This is a genomic window from Chelatococcus reniformis, assembly GCF_014640075.1.
In the GTDB taxonomy this organism is placed as follows: domain Bacteria; phylum Pseudomonadota; class Alphaproteobacteria; order Rhizobiales; family Beijerinckiaceae; genus Camelimonas; species Camelimonas reniformis.
The window spans coordinates 738,578-760,009 of record NZ_BMGG01000001.1 but is presented as its reverse complement, the minus strand read 5'-3'; the positions used below and the strand labels follow the sequence as shown (position 1 = coordinate 760,009).

Below are 21,432 nucleotides of genomic sequence, written 5' to 3'. Positions count from 1 at the left end.
CATCTGTAGCCGGCATCTGGAAAATCAGGCGCAATACTGACGGCGGAAGCACAGTGCTCCAATCCGCGGGGAGGAAATTCTCAGCGGCAGGTCGGCACCCCCGATCGCAGAGGAGCGCCTCAGCGCGCCGTCTCGGCGGCGAGCTGCTCGATCACGGCGTAGGCCGCGGTGATGCGTGCCGGAATGGGGATGTTCCGGTTCGCCAGCATGACGATGCCGATCCTCTTCTCGGGCACGAACGCCACGTAGGCGCCGAAGCCGTTGGTCGAGCCGGTCTTGTTGAACAGAGTCAGCCCCGCGAGAGGCTGGGGCGGTGCAAGCCGCGTCGCCGCATTGGCCTCCCAGATCATGGCGGTCGAGTTGCCGGCCAGCAGCTTGTCCAGCGCGACGGGATAGGGATATTGCTCCCAGCCGAGGCCTTGCACCATCCCGCCGACCTTGAAGTAGCCGATGTGGGTCGCTTCGACGGCGCGCCGCAGCGGCCCTTCCAGCGTCTCCGGCCGGATGTTTGCCTCGACGAAACGGATGAGGTCGGCGGCCGTGGCCTTGACGCCGTAGGTCTCCGCCGCGAAGACCCCCGGTCTCACCCGCATTGGCCTGTCCGCATGGCCGTAGCCCCAGGCATAGTTTCCCATCTCTCTCTGGGGGACGCGGATGTAGCTGTGGCGGAGGCCGAGCTTGGACAGCACCTCGCCTTCCATCAGCTCGGCGAAACTGCCGCTCATCGCCCGCGCGGTGGCATGCCCGAAGAGGCCGAGGCTCGGGTTGGAGTAGCGCCGCTGGGAGCCCGGGGCGGCGGACGGCTTCCACTGCTTGAGATAGGCGAGCATCTTGGCGTCGCTTGTGACGGCGCCGGGGAACTGCAAGGGCAGGCCGCCGGCGGTGTAGGTGCCAAGGTTGAGCAGGCTCGCCGCGTCGATGGGGCTGCCGCGCAGCTCCGGCAGGTAGCGGCCGGGACGGTCGTCCAGCGAGAGTTTGCCGAGCGCCTGTGCATGGGCGGCGAGCGTGGCGGTGAAGGTCTTGCTGACGGAGCCGATCTCGAACAGCGTGGCATCGGTCACCGGCGCGTTGCTCGCCTTCGAGGCGACGCCGTAGTTGAAGACCGCGGATCGGCCGCCCACCGTCACGGCCACGGCCATCCCCGGCACGCCATGGGCCGCCAAGAGCGGGCGGACGACGCGCTCCACCACCGCGGCGATCCGGTCCGGACCTTCGGCCGCGCGGACCGGGGCCGCGAGCAGGCCGGATGAGGTGAGGGCCAGGGCGAGCAGCCCGGCCGCGCGGGGGATGACAGCCATTGCATGTCCTTCGTGACCGGGGACGGCGACTGGCGTGTAGTCGTAAGCAACGGCGCCGTCACGTCCCCCTCACTCCAGCCGGCGGCGGAACAGCCAACCGGCGGCGCTGAGCGCCACCAGAGCGATCGCCATCAGCGGGACGGTGTTTCGCACCACCTCCGCCGCCGGCAGGTCCTTGAGGAACACGCCCTTCACGATGACGAGGAAATAGCGCAGCGGGCTCACCGCCGTGACCGGCTGGAGCCACGCCGGCATGTTCTCGATCGGCGTGGCGAAGCCGGAGAGCAGCATGGCCGGCACCAGGAACAGAAAGGCGCCCAGAATGGCCTGCTGCTGCGTCGCCGCCAGCGCCGAGATGAACAGGCCGATGCCGACCACGGCGAGCAGGTAGAATACGGCGCTGCCGTAGAGCAGCACGAGCGAGCCCCGCAGCGGCACGCCGAACACGAAGACCGCCGCCAGGATGTAGACGGTGATGTGGAAGGTGCCGATCAGCATCGGCGGGATCGTCTTGCCGATTAGGATTTCGTGGGTCCGAAGCGGCGACACCATCAGCTGGTCGAAGGTGCCGAGCTCGCGCTCGCGGGCGATGGAGAGGGCGGTGACGACGAGGCCGATCAGGAGCGCGATGGCCGCCACCAGGTTCGGCACCATGAACCACTGGAACTCCAGGTTAGGGTTGAACCAGTTGCGCGCCGCCACGGCGACGGCGCCACCCTGCGTCGGGCGGCCGGCAGCGATGTCGGCGGCGAGCCCGGCGACGATCTGGTTGAGGTAGCCGGCGACGATCTGCGAGGCGTTGGAGCGGCGCCCGTCGAGGATGATCTGCAGGTCGGCCGGGTGCGCGGCGGCGATGTCGCGCGAGAAGGTCTGGCCGATGTGGACGGCGGCGATCGCCCGCTGCCGGTCGATGCCCTCCCTCAGCTCGCCGGGCCCCGCGGCGCGGATGAGGCGGCCGACGGTCGGCGTGCTGGCGAGGCGCTGCACCAGCTCCTGGCCCCAGGGTCCGGCGTCGCGGTTGAGCACGAGAAGGTCGACGTTCTTCACCTCCAGGGTCGCCGCGTAGGAGAAGACGAGGAGCTGGACGAGGGGCGGCCCGATCAGGATGAGGCGGCTGCGCGGATCCCGCAGCACGGCCAGCAGCTCCTTGACGATCAGCGCCTTGAGCCGCGTCCACATGTCAGGCGATCCGCTTCGCCGTGCTGCGCGCGGCGAGCACGAACAGGAGCGCGCCCATGGCCAGCATCACGCCGATGGCCCGCAGGAACATCGGCCAGATGTCGCCGGCCAGGAAGACGCTCTGGAGGCTGGGAATGAGGTAACGGGCGGGCACGATCCAGGTGACGAGCTGGATGGCGCGCGGCATGGAGCCGATCTCGAACAGGAAGCCCGACAGCAGGAAGGCGGGCAGGAAGGCCGAGAGCAGGGCGAGCTGCGAGGCCAGGAACTGGTTCTTGGTCGCCGCCGAGATCAGCAGCCCCTGACCCAGCGCCGGCATCAGGAAGCTCGCCGACAGGGCGTAGAGCGCCACGATGGAGCCGCGGAACGGCACGCCGAAGACGAAGACGGCGGCCAGGACGCACAGCGTCATGGCGGCAAGGCCCAGGGCGAAGTAGGGCAGGATCTTGCCTGCGAGCAGTTCGGCCGCGGTGACCGGCGTCGCCATCATCGCCTCCATGGTGCCGCGTTCCCATTCCCGAGCCACCACCAGCGAGGTGAGCAGGGTGCCGACCAGGGTCATGACGATGGCGATGGAGCCGGGCACCAGGAAGTTGCGGCTGGCGAGCTCCGGGTTGAACCAGAAGCGCTGCTCGACGGCGATGGGGGACGACGGCCGCGCGGTCTCGGCGCCGCGCTGCGCCGCCCAGGTGGCCACCACCCCTTGCGCGTAGTTCTGCACGAAGCTCGCGGTGTTGGGCTCGGAGCCGTCGACGATCACCTGGATTTGCGGCACGCCGCCGCGGCCTGCCTCGTCGCCGGCGAAGGCGGCCGGGATGACGACGATGCCGCGCACGCGGCCGAACACCAGGTCTTCTTCGAACTGGCGGCGGTCACGGCCGGGCACCACGTCGAAGTAGCGTGAGGCCCGGAAGCTCGCGGCGAGGTCCTGGGTGACGGGCGTCGCGGCCTCCACCACCAGGCCGACGCGGGTGCGGACAGCGTCGAGCGAGACGCCGTAGCCGAAGATGAACAGCAGCACGAGCGGCAGCACGAAGGCGATGAGGATGCTGCTGGGGTCGCGGACGATCTGGTAGCTCTCCTTGCGCACCAGCGCCGCAAAGCGCCGCGCCCGGCCGGAGGGCGGCGGCCCGGACCGGGGCCTGTCGGCGGCGCTCATGCCGCCTCCGCCGCGTCGGAGCGGCGCACCAAGGCGACGAAGGCATCCTCCATGGTCGGGGTCGGCGTGTCGGCGTTCGCCGCGCTCGCCTTCAGTTCGTCCGGCGAGCCGAGCGCGATGGAGCGGCCGCGGTAGATCAGCGAGATGCGGTCGCAGTATTCGGCCTCGTCCATGAAATGGGTGGTGACGAGCACGGTGACGCCCTTCTCGACGAGGCCGTTGATGTGGGTCCAGAACTCGCGCCGGGTGATCGGGTCGACGCCCGAGGTCGGCTCGTCCAGGAACAGCGCCTCCGGCTCGTGCATGACGGCGCAGGCGAGCGCGAGGCGCTGCTTCAGGCCGAGCGGCAGGTCCCTGGCGGACTGGCCGCGGCGGGCGCCGAGATCGAAGATCTCGGTCATCAGGCCGATGCGGCCGGCCTTGCGCGCGCCGGTGAGGCCGTAGACGCCGGCGAAGAAGGCCAGGTTCTGCGCCACGCTGAGGTCGCCGTAGAGCGAGAACTTCTGGGCCATGTAGCCGAGGCGGCCGCGCGCCGCCGCGGTATCGCGGCGCAGGTCGAAGCCGGCCACCCGGCCCTCGCCGGCGGTGGGCTTCAGCAGGCCGCAGAGCATCTTGAAGGTGGTGGACTTGCCGGCGCCGTTGGGCCCGAGCAGCCCGAAGATCTCGCCGCGGGGGATGGTGAAGGTGATGCCGTCAGCGGCGGTGAAGTCGCCGAAGCGCTTGGTCAGCCCACGCGCCTCGATCACCGGATGCGCCGGATCGGCCATCCGCGCCGTAGCGGCCTCGGCGAGCTTGGAGCGTCCGCCTGGGCCGCCGCCCAGCATATCGACGTAGGCGTCCTCGAAGCGCGGCTCCGCCGGCGCGATCGCGCCGGCGGAGGCCACGCCGCGGGCCAGCGCTGAGGGCTCGGCGCCGGGCGCCAGCATCAGGCGGATCGCCTCGCCCTGGATGACGCCGTCCACCACGCCCGCCTGTTGGAGCGCGCGCGCGAGCAGCGGCCGGCGCCGGCCCGCCAGGCCGGTCAGCTTGAACACCCGGCCGGCGGCGCGACCGGTCAGCTCAGCCGGTGGCCCGGTGAACATGAGCCTGCCGCGCTCGAGCAGCAGCACCCGGTCGCAGGCCTCCGCCTCGTCCAGATAAGCGGTCGACCAGACGACGCCGACGCCCTCCCGCGTCAGGTTCTGCACCATGGCCCACAGGTCGCGGCGCGAGATCGGGTCGACGCCGACGCCGGGTTCGTCGAGCAGCAGCAGACGCGGCTTGCGCAGCAGCGCGCAGGCGAGGCCGAGCTTCTGCTTCATGCCGCCGGAGAGCTGGCCGGCGAGACGGCCGGTGAAGCGCTTCAGGTCGGTGAAGCCGAGCAGTTCGTCGAACGTGCCGGCGCGCTCGGGCATGGGCAGGCCGCGCAGGTCGGCGTAGAGGTCGAGATTCTCCTGGACCGAGAGGTCCTCGTAGAGGCCGAAGCGCTGCGGCATGTAGCCGATCGCCGCCTGGATGCGGGGGGCTTCGCGCCCGGTGTCGAAGCCGAGCACGGTGAGCGCGCCGCCGTCGGGCCGCATCAGGCCGGTCACCAGGCGGATCAGGGTGGTCTTGCCGGCGCCGTCCGGCCCGACCAGGCCGGTGATCTCGCCGCCCCCGATGGTGCCCGACACCGCTTCGAGCGCCGGCGGCGCGCGCCCGAAGCGCTTGGTGACGTCGGCCATGTGGACGACGTCCTCAGCCATCGCGCGCTCCCGCCTGCGGCACGCGCACGGTCACCGGCATGCCCTGGCGCAAGGCCGTGTCCGGCTGCTCCACGACCACACGCAGGCGATACACCAGGTCGGTGCGCAGTTCCGGCGTCTCCACCGTCTTGGGCGTGAACTCGGCGACCGGCGAGATGAAGCCGATGCGGCCGCGGTAGGGCCGCTCCGGCGCGGTGTCGGTGGTCACCTCCACCGCGAGGCCGGGATGGATGCGGCCGAGGTCGGGCTCGGCCACATAGGTGCGCACCCAGACCGGCTCGGCGAGCGACACCACGTACACCGTGTCGCTCGGGGCGACGATGGCGCCGGGCTCGCGCACCCGCGACAGCACCACGCCTGAGGCCGGGGCGTGCAGCTGCGCATCGGCGAGCGAGGTCCTCGCCGATGCCAGGTTGGCTTGCGCCGCCTGCAGGCTGGCGCGGGCGGCGGCGATGTCCTCGGCCCGGGTGCCCTGCTCGAGCAGGCGCAGCGCCTCGCGGGCCGAATCGACCCGGGCTGCCGCCATGTCCTTGGCCGACTGGTTCTGATCCAGGACCGCCTGGGACACGGCGCCTCCCGGGCGCAGGCGCCGGCTGCGGTCGAAGGCGAGCGCTGCGTTGGCGAGGTCGGCGGTGCGCTCGGCGAGCTGGGCCCGCGCCTGGGCGATCTCCGCCGGGCGCGGCCCCGCTTCCAGCTTCGCCAGGGTGGCGGCCTGGTTGGCTACCTGGGCCTCGGCGGCATGAACCGCGTCGAGGTAGGGCTGGGCGTCGAGCCGGGCGAGCACCTGCCCGGGCGCGACCGCGTCGCCCTCGTCCACGGTCATCGCCGATATGCGGCCGCTGACGCGGAAGCCGAGCTGCACCTGGCGGATGTCGACGTTGCCATAGAGTGTGAGCCCGCCGCTCGCCGTCCGGGCGAAGCCGAGGCGAGTGGGCAGGTCCAGCCACCACGCCGCGCCGGCGGCGATCGCCAGCACGAGGAGGGCGGCGAGGGCGCGTTTCATGATCCGCCCTCCGTCCGGGGCACCAGGGCGGCGACCAGATCGGCGGCCAGGTCCCGCAGCGCCCCGATCTCGCGCGGTCCGACGTCGGTCCAGGCGAGCTGCCGGAGCGCCGCTGCATGCGCCATGCGGAACACCATCACGCTGCCGAGCAGCGACAATGTCCGCAGACGCACGTGCTCGCTCGACGGCTCCTCGTCGAGGAGCCTGCCGACCAACCGTCCGGTGAGGCGCAGCATCGGCTCCATCAGGCCGCCGTAGACGCGGGCGAAGGCCTCCGTCGGGGCCATCTGCTCGCGGATGAGGAAGCGGGCCCAGGCCTCCGCCTGCGGGCTGACGAACAAGGCTGCCATGGTCTGGAGGATATCGGTGAGCAGCACCCGGGCCTCGTCCCGCCCGAGCGGCGGCCCGCCACTCTCGGCTGCCGCGATGCGTGCGAGGGCGCGCCCTCGCGCTTGGCCGGCGTGAGCGCCGATCTGGGCGGCGATATGCTCGGCGGTGGCGACGTAGAGGCCTTCCTTGCCGCCAAAGTAATAGGGGATCGCTTGCAGATTGACGCCGGCCGCATCGGCCAGCGCCCGGGTGGTGGCGCCGTCGAAGCCGACGCGGCCGAACACGTCGGTTGCCGCCAGCAGCAGCTTCTGCCGTGTGGCCTCGCCGCGCTCGGCCGCGGCGTCGGCGGGTTCTGGACGTGAGGATTTTCGCGCCATGGGCCGGACCATAACCCGGAAAGGGTTATAATTCAATCGAATGAATTAATGTCGAGCCCAAGCCTGTCGGACAGCGGTCACACGCCGTCATGTCCGCCCATGAGTCCGCCAGCACGCAGGACCAGTCGCTACAGGGGTGGGCGTCGCCCGCGAACCTCGCTCGCCGCCTCCACCAAGGCGCCGAGCCGCAGGATGGTGGCCTCGTCGAACCAGCGGCCCACCAGTTGCACACCGATCGGCAGCCCATCGGCGCTGAAGCGGAAGGGCACCGCCAGTGCCGGCAGGCCGGTGAGGTTGAACGGCGCGGTGGCGCGCATGACGTGGTGGGCGGGCACCGTGACGCCGTCGATGACGTGCGCGGCGCGGCCGTGGGGCGGCGCAGGGATCGGCATCACCGGGCACAGCAGCGCGTCGAAGCCCTGGAAGAAGCTAGCGAAGGCGCCCTTGAGCTCCTCCACCAGGGCCTCGGCGGCCACGTAGTCCGCCAGCGCCGGCAGCGGCCGTTCGATCGAAGCCGCCATCACCGGGCCGAGCTCGGCCTCCCGTCCGGCCGCAAGCTCGCGGAAATAGGGCAGCAGCCGGCCCGCGATCAGAGGGGCCATCACCTCATAGAAGCTGTGCCGCTCCAGCAGCGGCAGGCGCACCTCCTCGACGGCGCAGCCTTCGTCGCGCAGCGCCTGCGCGGCATGTCTCACCGCGGTCATCACATCCGGGTCGATCGGCCCGAAGCCCGGCTCGATTATCATGCCGATGCGCGCCGGACGGCTGCCGGCCGCGGCTGCTTCGGCCCGGCTGTCGCCGTGAAAGACGGCGTAGCCGTCCCGATCGTCGGGGCCGGCGAGGAGGGCCAGCCCCAGGGCGATGTCGCGCACGCTGCGCGCCATCGGGCCCACGTGCCAGATGCGCCCGAACACCTCGGGAAAATGGCCTGTGTAGGGGATGCGCCCATGCGTGGCCTTGAGCGCGGCGATGCCGGTGCAGTGCGCGGGGCCGCGCACCGAGATGGCGACATCGCTGCCAAGCCCGATGGGCGACAGCCCCGCGGCGATGGCGGCCGATTCGCCGCCGCTCGAGCCGCCCGGCGTGCGCTCCGGGTTCCAGGGGTTCAAGGTCCGCCCGGTGAGCGCGTTGTCCGTCTCCCACCAGGTCGAGAACTCCGGCAGATTGGTCTTGGCGAGAGCAATGCCGCCGGCCGCCTTGAAGCGCGCCACGCTCGTCGCGTCCGTCGCCGGCACGCGGCCGGCGAACAGGCGTGAGCCGCGCTGCGTCGCCACGCCGGCCGTATCGAGCGAATCCTTGATGGTGAACGGCACGCCGTGCAGAGGGCCGAGGGCGGCGCCCGCCATCAGGGCGGCTTCCGCCGCAGTGGCGGCGGCGAGCGCCGCCTCGGCGGTCACCGTCACCATGGCATTGATGCGCGGATTGATCGCCTCGATGCGGGCGAGATGCGCTGCCACCACCTCGCGCGGCGACAGGTGCCTGTCGCGGATCAGAGCCGCGAGCCCGCTCGCGTCCAAAAAGCAGATGTCGTCCCGGTCCATATCCGCCTCGTCCTGCGTGGGCGATGCGGACGGTCTTAGGGGTCGCGGTGCGCGGCCACCATTGAGTTCGCGGCGCGCATCCTTGCAGAAACTGCAAGGCGGATCGGTGCTAGAGTATTTCCGCGTTTCTTCGAATCGCCGAAATACTCTATCTGTTTGATTTGTAGCGTTTTCTTAACGCGAACCGGCGTCCACTTCGCTCGAAAACGCTCTAGTCTAGGCTGGCGGCGCCGTCACGGTCGCGCGTGCCGCCTCGGCCAGCAGCCAGGTGCGGAAGATCCGCGCGGGCCGGCTTGATCGGCGGAGGCGGGGCGACAGCAGCCGGAAGCTGCGCGAGGAGCGGACCGGCGCCTCGAAGGGGCGCACCAGCCGGCCGCTGGCAAGGTAGGGTGCGACCACCGCATCGAGGGCGATGGCGACGCCCATGCCGCTGGCTGCCGCCTCATAGAGGAGGAGCCCATCGATCCGGCGGATCGGTTCCAGGGCGGCCGGGTCGAGCGCGTGGGCGCGAGCCCACTCCGGCCAGAACTCCGGCCGATGTCCCGGCCCGAGCAGGGCTTGATGCGCGAGGTCCGCTGGCGTACGCAGCGCCCCGCTTGCGGCGAGCGTGGGGTCGCAGACGGGATGGACGTGCACGTCGAGCAGCGGCTCGGAGGGGATGCCCGCCGGCGCCAGTTCGCCGAGCCGAATGGCGAAGTCGAAGGCCCCGCCGTCGAGATCCGCATAATCCTGCGACGGGTCGAGCTCGACCTCGATCGATGGGTGCAAGGCGTGGAATCGGCGAAGGCGTGGCATCAGCCAGCTGGTCGCCAGCGATGGGATGAGGCTGACGCGCACGCGCGGGCGCTCGGGCCCCTCGCGCAAGGCGTGGGTGGCGGCCCGCAACCGGTCGATGGCCTCCCCCGCGTCCGTCAGGTACGTCGCCCCGCGCGGCGTCGGCGTCACCCCGCGCGGCAGTCGCCGCAGCAGGGGCTGGCCGAGGTCCTGCTCCAGCGCCTGGATCCGTCGGCTCAGCGCCGGCACCGACAGGCCGAGCTCGGCCGCTGCGGCGGTGAGGCTGCCGGCCCGCGCCGCGGCCACGAACGCCTCGATGGAGCGGAATGGCGGCAAGGGTCTCACCAGCGCAGCATAGGCGGTACGGCGAGCCGGCGAAAGACGTTGCGGCAGGCGCACGCGTGGTTTCGTAACGCGAGCCAGGGGGCTATGCTGTGGTTCACTTGGCGGGCGATGCTGGTCGGAAGGAGAGACGACCTTGCGTTTCATGCCCTCTGCGTTTGCCGCCCGCGCTGATCGGATGAGGCGGCGCGAAGTTCTTGGGCTCTTCGCCGGCGCGGCGGCATGGCTGGTTCCGCCACGCGCGCGGGGGCAGGGTATGCCCGTCATCGGCTATCTCGGCTCCGAATCGCCGGATCGCTACGACAGTCGCCTCAAGGCCTTCCGGGAGGGCCTGGCGCAGGCCGGCTACGTCGAGGGACGCGACGTCATGATCGAGTTCCGATGGGCCGAGGGCAATTACGAGCGGCTGCCGAGCCTGGCACGCGACCTCGCCGCCCGCAAGGTGGCCGTGGTCGTGGCCCCGGGGGGCGCCGAGGTCGCCCTCGCCGCGAAATGGGCGACGACGACGATTCCGATCGTCTTCGAGATGGGAGGCGACCCGGTGGCGCTCGGCGTGGTCGACAGCCTGTCTCGGCCCGGAAACAATCTCACAGGCGTGTCGAGCCTGAGCGTGGAGGTGTCGCGCAAGCGCCTGGAGTTCATGCGTGAGGTCCGCCCGCACACCAAGGCGTTCGCCGTTGCCGTCAACCCGACGAGCCCGACCGCCAACTCGCAGTTGAAGAACCTGCATGCGGCGGCGGGCAGCCTGGGGTTGGACATCACCGTCCTGGAGGCCAGTCACGAGCAGGAGTTCGGCCGCCTGTTCAGCACGGCGCGTGAGATGGGGGCGGGCGGGCTCGTTTTCAGCTCCGACCCCTACTTCGCCTACCGGAGCAGGGAGCTGGCCGCGCTGGCGGTCCGTCACGGCGTCCCTGCGATCACCCAGTCGCGCGATTTCCCGCTCGCCGGCGGCCTGATGAGCTACGGCGGTGACTTCAGTCAATCGCACCGGCACAGCGGGCTGTACGCCGGCCGCATCCTCAAGGGAGAACGGCCCTCGGAGCTGCCGGTGCAACGGGTCACCAAGGTCGAGCTGTTCATCAATCTGAGGGCCGCCCACACCCTCGGCATCACGTTTCCGCCCTCGCTGCTGAGCAGCGCCGACGAGGTGGTCGAATGACCAGCCCGGCCTGCCGTCGCGCGAGCTGACGCGGTGGTCGATCCGGTCGTCGCCCCGCGCAACTCGCTCTTCAAGAAATACTTCAGCGCTCTGTTCGCGGCCGTCGTCGTGCCTCTCTTGATCGCCGGCGGCGGCGATGCCTGGTTCGGCTATTACGACCAGCGCGCCCGGCTCAACGACCTCCTGAACGCCGAAGCACGGCTGGCGTCGGTCAAGATTCAGGACTTCCTCGACAGTATTCGCGATCAGCTCGGGTGGACGCTGCAACTGCCATGGACGGAGGAAAGCGCCGACAGACACCGGGTCGACGCCCTGCGCCTGCTCCGCCAGGTTCCCGCCGTCGTCAGCCTCAGCCTCGTCGATGCGGCGGGGCGGGAGCGCTTGTTCGTGTCGCGCATCGGCCTGAACCGGCTCGCCAGCCTTGATGACCGCTCGGCGACCGCCCCCGTGCTGGGCGCCCGCTCCGGGCGTGTCTGGTACGGCCCCATCACCTTTCAGGGCGGCTCGGAGCCCTTCATGACCATGGCCGTCGCCGGCAACCGCTCGGCGCTGGGGTCGGCGGTCGCAGAGATCAACCTCAAGTTCATCTGGGAGGTGATTTCGGCGATCCGAGTCGGGCGCAGCGGCGAGGCGTTCGTGCTCGACCGGCCGGGTCGCCTCGTCGCCCATCCCGACATCAGCCTGGTGCTGCGGGCGAACGAAGCCGAGCAGCGGCCGCTCGGGACAGTGCGGGAGGCCATCCTGGCCCGGCCCGGGCAGGCGGCCGCCGCTCAGGACACCACCGGCAAAATGGTGCTGGCCGCGATGGCGCCGATCCCCGGCGTCGACTGGAGCGTCATCGTCAAGCAGCCCCTCGCCGAGGCGTTCGAGCCGATCTATGCCGCGCTGTGGCGCACCGGGGCGCTGCTGGTCGCCGGCGCCGCGCTTGCCGCCGCGCTCGCCTACGGGCTGACCCAGCGCATGATCGCGCCCATCCGGCTGCTGGAGGACGGGGTCGCCCGCATCGGCGCGGGCCAGTTCGACCACCGCATCGACCTGGCCACGAGCGACGAGTTCGAGCGGCTCGCAACCCGCTTCAACGAGATGGCCGGCGAGCTCTCGCTGTCGCAGGAGCGTTCGGAGCGCATCAATCGACTCAAGCGCTTCCTGGCGCCCCAAGTGGCGGAACTGGTCGACCGCACCGGTGATGACAGTGTTCTCGATGGCCGGCGCGTGGAGGTGGTCGCGGTGTTCTGCGACCTCAGGGGCTTCACCGCCTTTTCGGCGCGTGCCGAGGCCGAGACCGTCCTAAGCGTGCTGCGCGAATATTATGACGCCCTGGAGAGGGTGGTGGCCGCTCACGGGGGAACGCTGCTGGGCTTTTCCGGCGATGGCGCCATGGTGCTGGTCAACGCCCCGGTGCCTTGTCCCGAGCCGGCATTGCGCGCCGTCGAGATGGCGCGGGACATGCAGGCGGGCGTTCAGGCGCTTCTGGACGGTTGGCGCGCGCTGGACCACCGGCTGGGCTTCGGCGTCGGGCTGGCCATGGGGCCTGCCACCGTCGGGCAGATCGGCTCGGAAGGGCGCCTCGACTACACCGCGATCGGCACCGTCGTGAACCTTGCCTCGCGCCTGTGTTCGAGCGCTGATGATACCGAGATCCTGGTCGATCGCGTCGCCGCCTGCGAGGTCGGCGGGCGTGTGCCATTGGTGCAGCTGGATGCCCGTGCATTGAAGGGGTTCGACGAGCCGGTGCCGGTGTTCGCGGTCATAGCGGGTCCCGGTCGCCTGGAGGACACGGGGTAGCCGGGCGCCAGTGACGGGCTCGATGTCGAGGTCGATGATGAGGCTCATGCGTGCAGAGCCTCGCTCCCGCCCCCCCTCCACCGCCTTCCCCGGTCCCCTCCCCGTCGCGCGGGTGAGGATCAGGCGCCGCGCAGCGGGACCCTGCGCGCCATGGTGGAGGGGGCCGCGGACGTGCACCGACCAAGACATTCCGGCGACGGCGCGTACAAGCACAGAGCCGGCTTTGCGCCCGCCCGTGTCCATCTTGCGGGTCAGTCAGGGCGCTTGTTAGCTTCGGTCGTCCCCGAGGGGCGTCACCTCGAGGCCGCGGTCGGCACATCGAAGCGGGCGTGCGCTCACCTGAAGGTTGTGGAGCATTCAAAGTGTTCACCGATGCGGTCTCGGAGTTCTCGATCACCGATCATTTGGATCAATTGCTTCAAAGCGTTGGACTGGGCCGCGCCGGCGCCGCCTGCCAGCTGAGCTTTGCGCACGCGGATCCACTGGTCCGAAGCCCGCACAGGCTGGGTGCCGCGACCGCCATCGTTCTCGCGGCGCAAGCTGTGGGGATATGCGAAATCTGGCGCATGCGGACCAAGAGGACGCAAACGATCGCGGTCGATCTCGCCAAGGCCCTGCAAAGCCTCACGTCGCTCTACCTGATCACGATGAACGATCACGCGGTCGACTATCGCATGCATCTCGGCCCGATCGGTGGCCATTTCGGGCAGACGGGCGACGGCCGTTGGATCTTCCTGGTGGGCGCCTATCCCCATCATCGCGACAAGCTGCTCTCGCTGCTGCGCTGCTGGAACGAGCCCGAGTCCATCCGCGATGCCTTGCTCAAGTGGAATTCGCTTGAACTCGAAGACGCTGCAAACGAGCTCAAGTGTCCCGCCGCGGTGGTCCGGTCGGCTGAGGAGTGGAGGGCTCATCCCCAGGGTGGATGGCTCCAAGCCAAACCGGTCGTCGAGATTCGAAAGCTCAATGACACCGCCCCGGTCCCCTTCGATGCGGGGCAGAGGCCGCTGAGCGGGATCCGCGTCCTCGACATGGCCTACGTGCTGGCCGGTCCGCTGGTCAGCCGCACGATGAGCGAGCAAGGAGCCGAGGTGCTGCATCTGCAATCGTCGATGCTGCCGGACCTTCTGGGCATCTACCTCGACGGCAACGTCGGCAAGCGCTCGGCCTTTTTCGATCTGGGCAACGGCGAGGACGAGGCGAAATTCGGCGAGCTGCTGGAGCGCACCGACGTGGTGGTCGACTCCTATCGGGCCGGTTCGCTCGCGCGGCGCGGCTACAGCGCAGAGGATCTGGCCGCCCGGCGGCCCGGCCTGATCCATGTCTATCTCAACTGCTATGGAGCGGAGGGCCCGTGGGCTGCACGCGGAGGCTTCGACCAGCTGTCTCAATGCGTGAGCGGAGTGGCTGCGACCGAAGGCGGTTTCGCCACGCCTCGCCTGGTGCCCACCTATCTCATCAACGACTATCTGGCCGGATATCTGGGCGCCCTGGGGGCCCTCGCGGCGCTGATCCGCCGGGCCCGCGAAGGCGGTTCCTATAGTGTGCGCGTATCGCTGGCGCGCAGCTCCATGTGGATGCAGGACCTCGGCCTCCTGCCCGGCGGACAGGTGCGGCAAGCGCCCGAGCGCGCCGCGCCGCCTGACTTGATCTCGACGGCTACGCCGTTCGGCCGGATGCAACACGTCGGACCCGTTACGGCCTATTCGGACACGAGAGCATATTGGGAGCTCCCCGTAGCGCCTGTCGGCGCCCATCCCCTTGCCTGGACCTGAGCCCTGCGGCTGGGCGACCGGCGGATCCACCGGCCAGGAACCTCGCGCCGGCAGGACGGCGCGAGGCAGGTTCGGCAGCACATGGGTGCCAGCGAAGCCCTTGTCTCGGGTGGCTCAGTCTCTGACTTCGCCCGAGATGAGCCCGCCTTCCATGATCCAACGGTCGCCCTTGAACACCATCAGTTGCAGCTCCTCGATCGGGAAGTGGTCGGTGGCGCTGGTCTTCATCTTGATACCCGGCATGAGCATCGTCGGCGCGAAGCCGTCGATGCTGTTGGCGACCTTCATGACGTTTTCCCGCGTCAGGTTATCGCCCGCCCGCCGTAAAAGGTACTCCAGCGTTTCGCCCGCAGCGTAGCCATAGGCGTTGAGCGAGTTGTTCCGATCACCCTCCGGATAATACTTGTCCATGAAGGCCTTCCACTTCTGTACGCCGGGGTCGTCCGCCCAGGCCGGGTCGGTCGGGTCCTTGATATAGGTGGCCGTCATTGCTCCCTGGGCGTTGGCCAGTCCCGCCGGAATGAGCACGGCCCCGACTTGGGCCGCCACATTGTTGAGGATATGAACGGGTTTCCAGTTGAGCTCGCCGAGCTTGCGCGTTGCCTGCGCGGCAAACTTCGGGGTGGCCAGGTTCATGAACAGGTCCGCGCCCGAGGCCTTCAGCTTGACCATCTGGGAATCGACCGTCGCCTCGGACAGATCGTACGGCGCTTCGGCGACGATCATCGACACCTTGTCGCCAAGACCGTCCCTCACGCCCTTGTAGATGTCCTTGCCGTAATCGTCGTTCTGAACAAGTACCGCAATCCGAGCATCGGGATACTTCGTCTTGATCAGATTTGCGTAGGCACGGCCCTCGGTTTCATAAGAGACATTGAAGGGTATGGTCCAGGGGAACTGTTTCGGGTCGTTGCCGAACTTCGTGCCGCCCGTCGATAGAAAAAGATGCGGGACCTTTTTGGCATTCACATACTTCATGATCGCCGAATTCGACGCGGTCCCGAGCGTCTGGAACAGGAACAGCACCTCGTCGCTCTCGACCAGCTTGCGCGTCTGCTCAACAGCCTTTGGCGGGCTGTAAGCGTCGTCGTACGAGATGAAATTGATCTTGCGCCCGTTGATCCCGCCCTGCTCGTTCAGCATTCGCACATAGGCGGCCTCGACCTTGCCCACCGTGCCGTAGGCCGAGACCGGGCCCGAATACGGCACGAAGTTTCCGACCTTCACCTCTGTATCCGTCGCCCCGGGACCGTTCTGCTTCTCCGCCAGTGCCGGAGACGCGGCCGCCAGGGCCAAGCCGCCCGCCACCCAAGCGCTGCCAACGGAATGCCAGCCCCTCATACATCTATTCATCGTAAGCGTTCCTCCTTATTGCGATTATCATGTCGATAGTCGAGCCCGCTTAGACCGATCCGGCCGAGGTCAAATATAAACTTGACCAAACTAGAGCTTCAACCGCTTCGGTCACGACCGTCACTCGCGACTAATCGCTTCGGCGAACGCTGTTGCCGGAGCCGTTGGGACCGGGGCGACTCGGCGCGTCCGGGGGCGAGCGCCCCCGCTGTCGCCCTGACCTGTGCGACTTGATCCAGGATGGCGGAAATCCAGCAGCCCCGCTCTGTCAGATCATCGGGTCGCCTCCACGAGGCGGAAGACGGCGTCCGCTGACCCAAAACCGGCATACGCGAGATAGTTCGCTCGACGGCGCTCCCTTCGCGTTGAAGACAGGAACCTCCGCAAAGCGACCAGTTTGGCGGGAACGATCTTCGACCGTTCGGACCCGATCTTAATGCGCCTTCGAAAGCTGATGCCACCACCAGCCGCTGAGATCCGGTCGTGCCGCGAAGAACGGGCGCCAGTCGTCGACCCAATCCGACGGAATGCAGGGCTTGGCGCCGACGTAGGGCCGGTGCCGGTCGGCGGCCCCGTGACCTCCGGAGCGACCGTACACATGCGGCTCGCCCGGACCCGGCACCGTGAAGGTGGCCGCATCGGCGCCTTCGATCAGCCGCTTCTGCTCCAGGAACCAGACCGCTGCGCCGTCGGTGGCATAACCGTGACCGAGATCGCGGAAGCTGTCCGGCCGGGCTCCCTTCAGGCGGGTTCCGTAGAAGTAGACCGCCTCGCGGTCGCGCGCGAGGATGCTGATGTCGCCGAGGAGATCGCAGGTGCCGTCCCGATAGTTCAGCCTCAGCTCCGGCACCACCTCGAACGCGTCCGCGCTCTTGGTGCGGATCGTCTTGCCGGTGATGTAATAGGCGCGCGCCTGGTCGCGTGCGTAACGCAGGTTCAGGGCCTCGAACGTCGCCGGATCGGCGCCGTCGACCGGGTACCAGTAGAACGTCGGCTTCGCTCCGGCCTCGCCCTGCCCATAGATGCGATGCTTGTCGCGCAGCCAGCGCCCGCCGACGGGCGCGAAGCTCTCGGCATCCACCTCGAGCCGCTCGCCCTTGCGGCCGGAGAGCGGCTTGCCGTCGAAATAGACCGTCTGTCCGTCATGCGTATAGCAGCAGAGCGTGGCCTCGGCGTGGGCGGCGATCCAGGTGATCGGCCAGCCGCAACCGGCGAAGGGGCCGATGTGGGGGGTGCGCCGCACGGCTTCGCGAATATGCCAGGTCGCGCGCAGGTCCGGCGCGTCGCTTCCCTTCAGGCTCCAGCGCGGCCCCAGGACGAGGCGGAGGATGGCGCTGTCGTCCAGCCGCCCGAAATAGGCGCGTCTCTGGCTGTCACCGAAATGAGAGGGAAACCAGCGGTAGGCTTCGCGCAGCCGCGCCCATTCGGCGGGGCTCACGCCGATCAGGGGCAGGACCTCGCGGGATGGGCGGCCGGTGGCCAGGAACAGGTTCGCGGCCTCGAAGGTATCGTAGGGGATGATCGGCACGGTGCCGTCACCCGTCGGATGATCAGATCGCTCGGTCATCGGGGGTCGCGCCCTGAGCGCCCATGGCGGATCAATAGACACCCCGGGCTGCGGACGCACGCGGCGGTCCTGCGGGTCGCCGCCGCGATGACGCGCACCGGGCGCGCCCCTCCGCCTCGGCGAGGCACGGGTCCCGAATGAACGGGCTCCGGGAAAGGGACTTTGGGAGGTGGTGCCGCGGAAGGGATTCGAACCCCCGACCTACGCATTACGAATGCGCCGCTCTACCAGCTGAGCTACCGCGGCAGGCGGCGCCTCTTTGCCCCAAACGCGCGGCTTTGGCAAGGTTGGCCGACGATTTTTGACGGGATGGCGGGTGGGGTCAAGCGGCAAGGCGGCGGCCGCCTGCCCTGCGCCTGCGCTTGCCGGAGATCGAGCGCCGGCTGCGCGGACGATCTGGAGCGCGCTCAGCCGGCCCGGTCGGGCCGGCGCGGGCGCGGGCGCCGCAAGGATCCCTCAGCCGTGCATGCGCGGCCGGGGCGGATTGTCCGCCTCCGGGCCCGGGTCGTCGGGCGGGTGCGGCACCGGGAAGATCACCGGCGTGATGGTGCCGGGCTGGGGGCCCACGGCCGCGCGGCCTGCGCCGGCCGCCGTGGCGGGGGCCGCCGTCGTGGCGCCGCTCGGTGCCGGGGCCGCGATGGGCTCGGCCGCCGGCCGGTCCACGCCGTTGCCGGCTGCTGCCGGCGCCGAGGGGGCCGGGTCTGCCGGCGCGGCTTCGGTTGGAGGCGCGGTCGTCGCCGCCGCCTCGATCGTCGATGCAGCCGGCTTCGGCTCGGGCTGGGGTGCCGGCGCCGGCAGCGGCCGCCACGCCGGCGCCTCGTTGCCGTCCGCGAGCACGTCATCGGGGTGATCGGCATCGACCGTGTGGGCGATCAGCTCGGTCGGCGTCGTCCACACGTAGGCATCGAGCCGGCCGGTGACCGGCGACACCGGCGACCAATGGTCGGAGATGACGCCGTCGGCGATCCAGGCCGGGTCGCGCGGTGCGCGCGAGGCGCGCGCCAGCCACTCGCGCACGGCGCCTTCGGCGGCGTGCTCGGCCTCCTCGAGCTCGGCCATCAGCAGGCACACGCGCACGGTCGGCCGGTCGTAGAGCAGGGGGCTCAGCACCCGCCGCGCCGTGCCGAACTCGCGCGCGTCCAGCGCCGCACGGGCGACGGCGATGCGTCCCTCCATCTGGCCCGGGACGAGTCGCAGCAGGGTCTGCGCCCGCTCCAGCCGATCGAGGGCCGAATCGCCGGCGCGCAGGTCGACATAGGCCACGGCGAGGTCCGGGTGCGGCGTCGCCTTCCAGCTCGCCTCCAGCAGCCTGGCGGCCTTGCGCAGGGCCCCCTGGCGCGCCAGCAGGCGGCCGGCCAGCGCCGCGGCGGGCACCAGGTCCGGGGCCAGCTTCACCGCCTGCTGGGCCGCATCAAGCGCCCCGTCGGTGTCCTTGTCCGCGCGGTCGAGGGCATCGGCGGTGAGCAGCACGGCCCGCTGGCGCCGCGCCTCGTCCTTGTCGACGTGCCGGAGCGAGGCCCGCCGCTCCAGGGCACCGAGCGCGCCCTGCCAGTTGTGCTCGGCGCAGAGATACTCGAGCACCGCCTCGTTGGCCCAGCCGACGGTGGGGGCGAGCTGGGCGGCCTTGGCGGCGTGGCCCCGCGCGGCCGTGTCGTCGCCCTTGCGCTTGGCCTCCACATAGAGGCCGCGCAGGCCCAGCACCCGCGTCTCGGGCGATTCGAGCATGGTGTTGAAGGCGGCCTCGGCGCCGGCGCGGTCACCGTCGATCTGGGCCGCCTGGGCTTTGAGCAGCAGCGTCAGCGGCTCGCGGCCGAGCAGTCGCTCGGCGTCTGCCGCATAGCGCCGGGCCGAGGCCGGGTCACCGGCGCCGACCGCCACCATGCCGCGCGACAGGGCGGAGAAGCCCTTGCTGCGCCGCCGGTTGCGCGAGGCGAGCGTCATGACGTCCGGCACCCGGAAGATGAAGCGTGCCAGCGTCCACAGCAGCATCAGCACCACCGCGATCGCCAGCACGGCGACGAAGGCGACGGCGACGGAGGTCTCGATGCGGTAGCCTTGCCAGACGACGGCGACGTCGCCCGGCCGGTCGACGAGCCAGGCCGCGCCGGCGGCGAGGACGGCAAGGGCGGCGAGGAAGGCGAGGACGCGGATCATTGCGAGCGGCCCTCCGTTGCGGGCTTGCCGCCGAGGGAGGCGATCGAGGCGGCGAGCACAGCCCGGGCAGCCCGCTCGGCGCCGACTCGGGCGGCGAGCCGGGTGCCGAAGGCGGACGAGAGCTGGCGGGCCCCCTCGGGCAGCGCCTGCCAGGCGGCCAGGGCCGCCGCCAGATCGCCTTGCGCCAGCGCCGTTTCCACCCGCGCCACGGAGCCGGCCGGGGCGTCGACGGGGTGGCCCTGGCTGTCGACCGGCTGGATGCGGACGATGCGCGCGGCGCTGGCGGCCAGCCGCTCCATGAAGCCATTGTCCCGGACGGCCGCGGCGGAGAGCTTGTCGGAGAGGCCGGCGAAGCTGCGCCGCAGCGCGTCCGTGGTGGCGACGCCCGTCGCCGCCGAGGCCTCGAGGGCCGCCATGTTCACCGCCGGGTCTGCCGGGCCGGCCTGGCCGAGGGCCGCGAGCTCTGCGCCATAGGGGCGCCCCTGTTCGATGGCGCCGATCAGGTCGCGGGCCACCGTGGCGCGCGCCAGCGCCGGCACCCGCGGATCGTTGGGCCGACCTTCGACCGAGCTGATGCGGCGGCCGAGGGCGTCGACCCGTGCCAGCGCCTCGCTCGCGGTCTTGCCGGCTCCCGCGTCGAGGGTCGAGACGGCCGATCGCAGTTGCTGGAGCTGCTGGCCGAGTTCCGGCATGGTGGCGATGCGCCGGTCGAGGGCATCGAGGCGCTCGCGCAGCTGCTCGACGGCCTGGGGATCGACGCCCGGCACCGGGGCGGCCGCGGGCCCGGCAGGCGCTGCCGCCGCGCCGTCCGCGGCGGGCGCCGGGGTCTGGACTTGGCCGAGGGCCTGCACGCGCTCCTGCGCGGTCTTGACGTCATTGCCCAGCCCCGAGACGGTGCCGTCGAGGTCCGCCATCCGGCCGCCGAGGCCGCCGAGCTGCTGGCGCAGCTGGTCGACGTCGCTCTTGGCCGCCGTTCCCGCCAGCCGCTGGCTCACCGTCTCGTTCAGCGCCGCCAGGCGCGCCTCGCCATCCCCCGGCGGCGACAGCGCGAACACCACCGCCAGCGCTCCGGCGACGCCGGCCAGCCCGCCGGCGATGGCCGCGAGCGCCAGCCCGATGACGCCGAGGTGGCTCGGGCGCGCGGGCGGCGGGGGGGCGTCGGTTGCGCGCGGCGGTGCGCCCGCCGCGCCAGCGGGCGGTACGGTCGTCCTCGGCGGCTCGGGCTTTGCCTGCACCGGTTTGCCCTCATCGGCTTTGGCCTGCTCCGGCTTGGCCTGCTCAGCCCTGGCCTGCTCAGCCCTGGCCTGCGGTGATTTGGCGCCCCCGGCGGGCGTCGCGGCTTTCGGGTCGACGCCGCTTGCGGCCGGTCGTGCCTCGGTCACGGTGGGCTTGGTCGGCGCGGACGCCTTCCCGCCGTCAGTCGGTTTGGCCTCGCCCGCGGCGCCCCTGGGCTGGTCTTTGACCTGGCCCGAGGTGCCCTGGGCCGCGCCGCCCGTCGCGGGAACGCCATGGGTTGCCACCGGCGCCGTTTCCTCGACGACCTCGCTGGGCGTCAGGTCGATCGTCGGCGGCTCGCGATAAGGCTTTCCGGGGCGCGGCGGTTGCCCGCCGCCTTTGGTCGTGTCGGCCATTCACCAGTCCTCGCTGAGCGCCTGCGCGCCAATGAACGCAACGGAATGATCGGGCGGCGCTCCGCAGCGGACCATCCTGAGCGCAGTCCCGTCGCACGTGGAGGTCCCACTTTCGTGGGACCCGCGGCTGAGCGCATCGCGCCGATCGAGAGGGGTCGGCCCGATCCGCAGGTGCCTGGAGCATGATCTCAAGGTCGTCATCCCAAGAGCCTTATCCCAAAAGCACCTTCCCAAAAGCACCTTCCCAAGAGCGGACACCGGTCCCTGGACGAGGCCATGCT

General features: G+C 70.4%; 15 protein-coding genes and 1 tRNA gene. 3 read left to right on the top strand and 13 right to left on the bottom strand.

Annotation, left to right across the window (positions count from 1 at the left end; translation table 11 throughout):
- Positions 1 to 119: 119 nt before the first annotated feature.
- The 8 genes from ampC to IEW34_RS03180 form a co-directional block, all read right to left on the bottom strand.
- Positions 120 to 1,298, bottom strand: a complete 1,179-nt coding sequence (gene ampC, locus IEW34_RS03215; protein WP_188607655.1) for a class C beta-lactamase — start codon at positions 1,296 to 1,298, stop codon at positions 120 to 122.
- A 69-nt stretch (positions 1,299 to 1,367) separates the two neighbouring features.
- On the bottom strand, positions 1,368 to 2,477 hold the full coding sequence (locus IEW34_RS03210) for an ABC transporter permease (protein ID WP_188607654.1): 1,110 nt from the start codon (positions 2,475 to 2,477) through the stop codon (positions 1,368 to 1,370).
- A 1-nt stretch (position 2,478) separates the two neighbouring features.
- Positions 2,479 to 3,636, bottom strand: a complete 1,158-nt coding sequence (locus tag IEW34_RS03205; protein WP_188607653.1) for an ABC transporter permease — start codon at positions 3,634 to 3,636, stop codon at positions 2,479 to 2,481.
- Positions 3,633 to 5,360, bottom strand: a complete 1,728-nt coding sequence (locus IEW34_RS03200; protein ID WP_188607652.1) for an ATP-binding cassette domain-containing protein — start codon at positions 5,358 to 5,360, stop codon at positions 3,633 to 3,635. The genes IEW34_RS03205 and IEW34_RS03200 overlap by 4 nt, the downstream gene beginning before the upstream one ends.
- Complete coding sequence (gene hlyD / locus IEW34_RS03195) at positions 5,353 to 6,363, bottom strand: secretion protein HlyD (protein ID WP_188607651.1); 1,011 nt, start codon at positions 6,361 to 6,363, stop codon at positions 5,353 to 5,355. The genes IEW34_RS03200 and hlyD overlap by 8 nt, the downstream gene beginning before the upstream one ends.
- Entirely contained in the window at positions 6,360 to 7,070 is a 711-nt protein-coding gene (locus IEW34_RS03190) for a CerR family C-terminal domain-containing protein (RefSeq protein ID WP_188607650.1), read from the bottom strand. Before IEW34_RS03190 ends, hlyD begins: the two co-directional genes overlap by 4 nt.
- 128 nt (positions 7,071 to 7,198) lie before the next feature.
- A complete protein-coding gene (locus IEW34_RS03185; protein WP_188607649.1) occupies positions 7,199 to 8,611 on the bottom strand; it encodes an amidase in 1,413 nt (470 codons plus the stop codon).
- Positions 8,612 to 8,827: 216 nt separating this feature from the next.
- On the bottom strand, positions 8,828 to 9,721 hold the full coding sequence (locus tag IEW34_RS03180; protein ID WP_188607648.1) for a LysR substrate-binding domain-containing protein: 894 nt from the start codon (positions 9,719 to 9,721) through the stop codon (positions 8,828 to 8,830).
- Positions 9,722 to 9,905: 184 nt separating this feature from the next.
- Here IEW34_RS03180 and IEW34_RS03175 point away from each other — a divergent pair, with 184 nt between their 5' ends.
- From IEW34_RS03175 to IEW34_RS03165, 3 genes are all read left to right on the top strand, one after another.
- Complete coding sequence (locus tag IEW34_RS03175) at positions 9,906 to 10,886, top strand: ABC transporter substrate-binding protein (RefSeq protein ID WP_188607647.1); 981 nt, start codon at positions 9,906 to 9,908, stop codon at positions 10,884 to 10,886.
- 33 nt (positions 10,887 to 10,919) lie between these two features.
- Positions 10,920 to 12,671 carry a cache domain-containing protein gene (locus IEW34_RS03170; protein ID WP_188607646.1) on the top strand — a complete coding sequence of 584 codons (1,752 nt, stop codon included), beginning with the start codon at positions 10,920 to 10,922 and terminating at the stop codon, positions 12,669 to 12,671.
- Between the two features lie 362 nt (positions 12,672 to 13,033).
- The gene (locus IEW34_RS03165; RefSeq protein ID WP_188607645.1) at positions 13,034 to 14,446 is read left to right on the top strand and encodes a CoA transferase; all 1,413 of its coding nucleotides are present in this window, start codon (positions 13,034 to 13,036) and stop codon (positions 14,444 to 14,446) included.
- 114 nt (positions 14,447 to 14,560) lie between these two features.
- Here IEW34_RS03165 and IEW34_RS03160 read toward each other — a convergent pair whose 3' ends face one another.
- From IEW34_RS03160 to IEW34_RS03140, 5 genes are all read right to left on the bottom strand, one after another.
- Entirely contained in the window at positions 14,561 to 15,787 is a 1,227-nt protein-coding gene (locus IEW34_RS03160) for an ABC transporter substrate-binding protein (RefSeq protein WP_188607644.1), read from the bottom strand.
- 445 nt (positions 15,788 to 16,232) lie between these two features.
- Positions 16,233 to 17,366, bottom strand: coding sequence for a DKNYY domain-containing protein (locus IEW34_RS03155; RefSeq protein WP_188607643.1), 1,134 nt, complete (start codon positions 17,364 to 17,366; stop codon positions 16,233 to 16,235).
- 170 nt (positions 17,367 to 17,536) lie between these two features.
- Positions 17,537 to 17,612, bottom strand: a tRNA-Thr gene (locus IEW34_RS03150).
- Between the two features lie 210 nt (positions 17,613 to 17,822).
- On the bottom strand, positions 17,823 to 19,520 hold the full coding sequence (locus IEW34_RS03145; protein ID WP_188607642.1) for a heme biosynthesis protein HemY: 1,698 nt from the start codon (positions 19,518 to 19,520) through the stop codon (positions 17,823 to 17,825).
- Positions 19,517 to 21,151, bottom strand: a complete 1,635-nt coding sequence (locus tag IEW34_RS03140; RefSeq protein ID WP_188607641.1) for a hypothetical protein — start codon at positions 21,149 to 21,151, stop codon at positions 19,517 to 19,519. Before IEW34_RS03140 ends, IEW34_RS03145 begins: the two co-directional genes overlap by 4 nt.
- Positions 21,152 to 21,432: the final 281 nt, after the last annotated feature.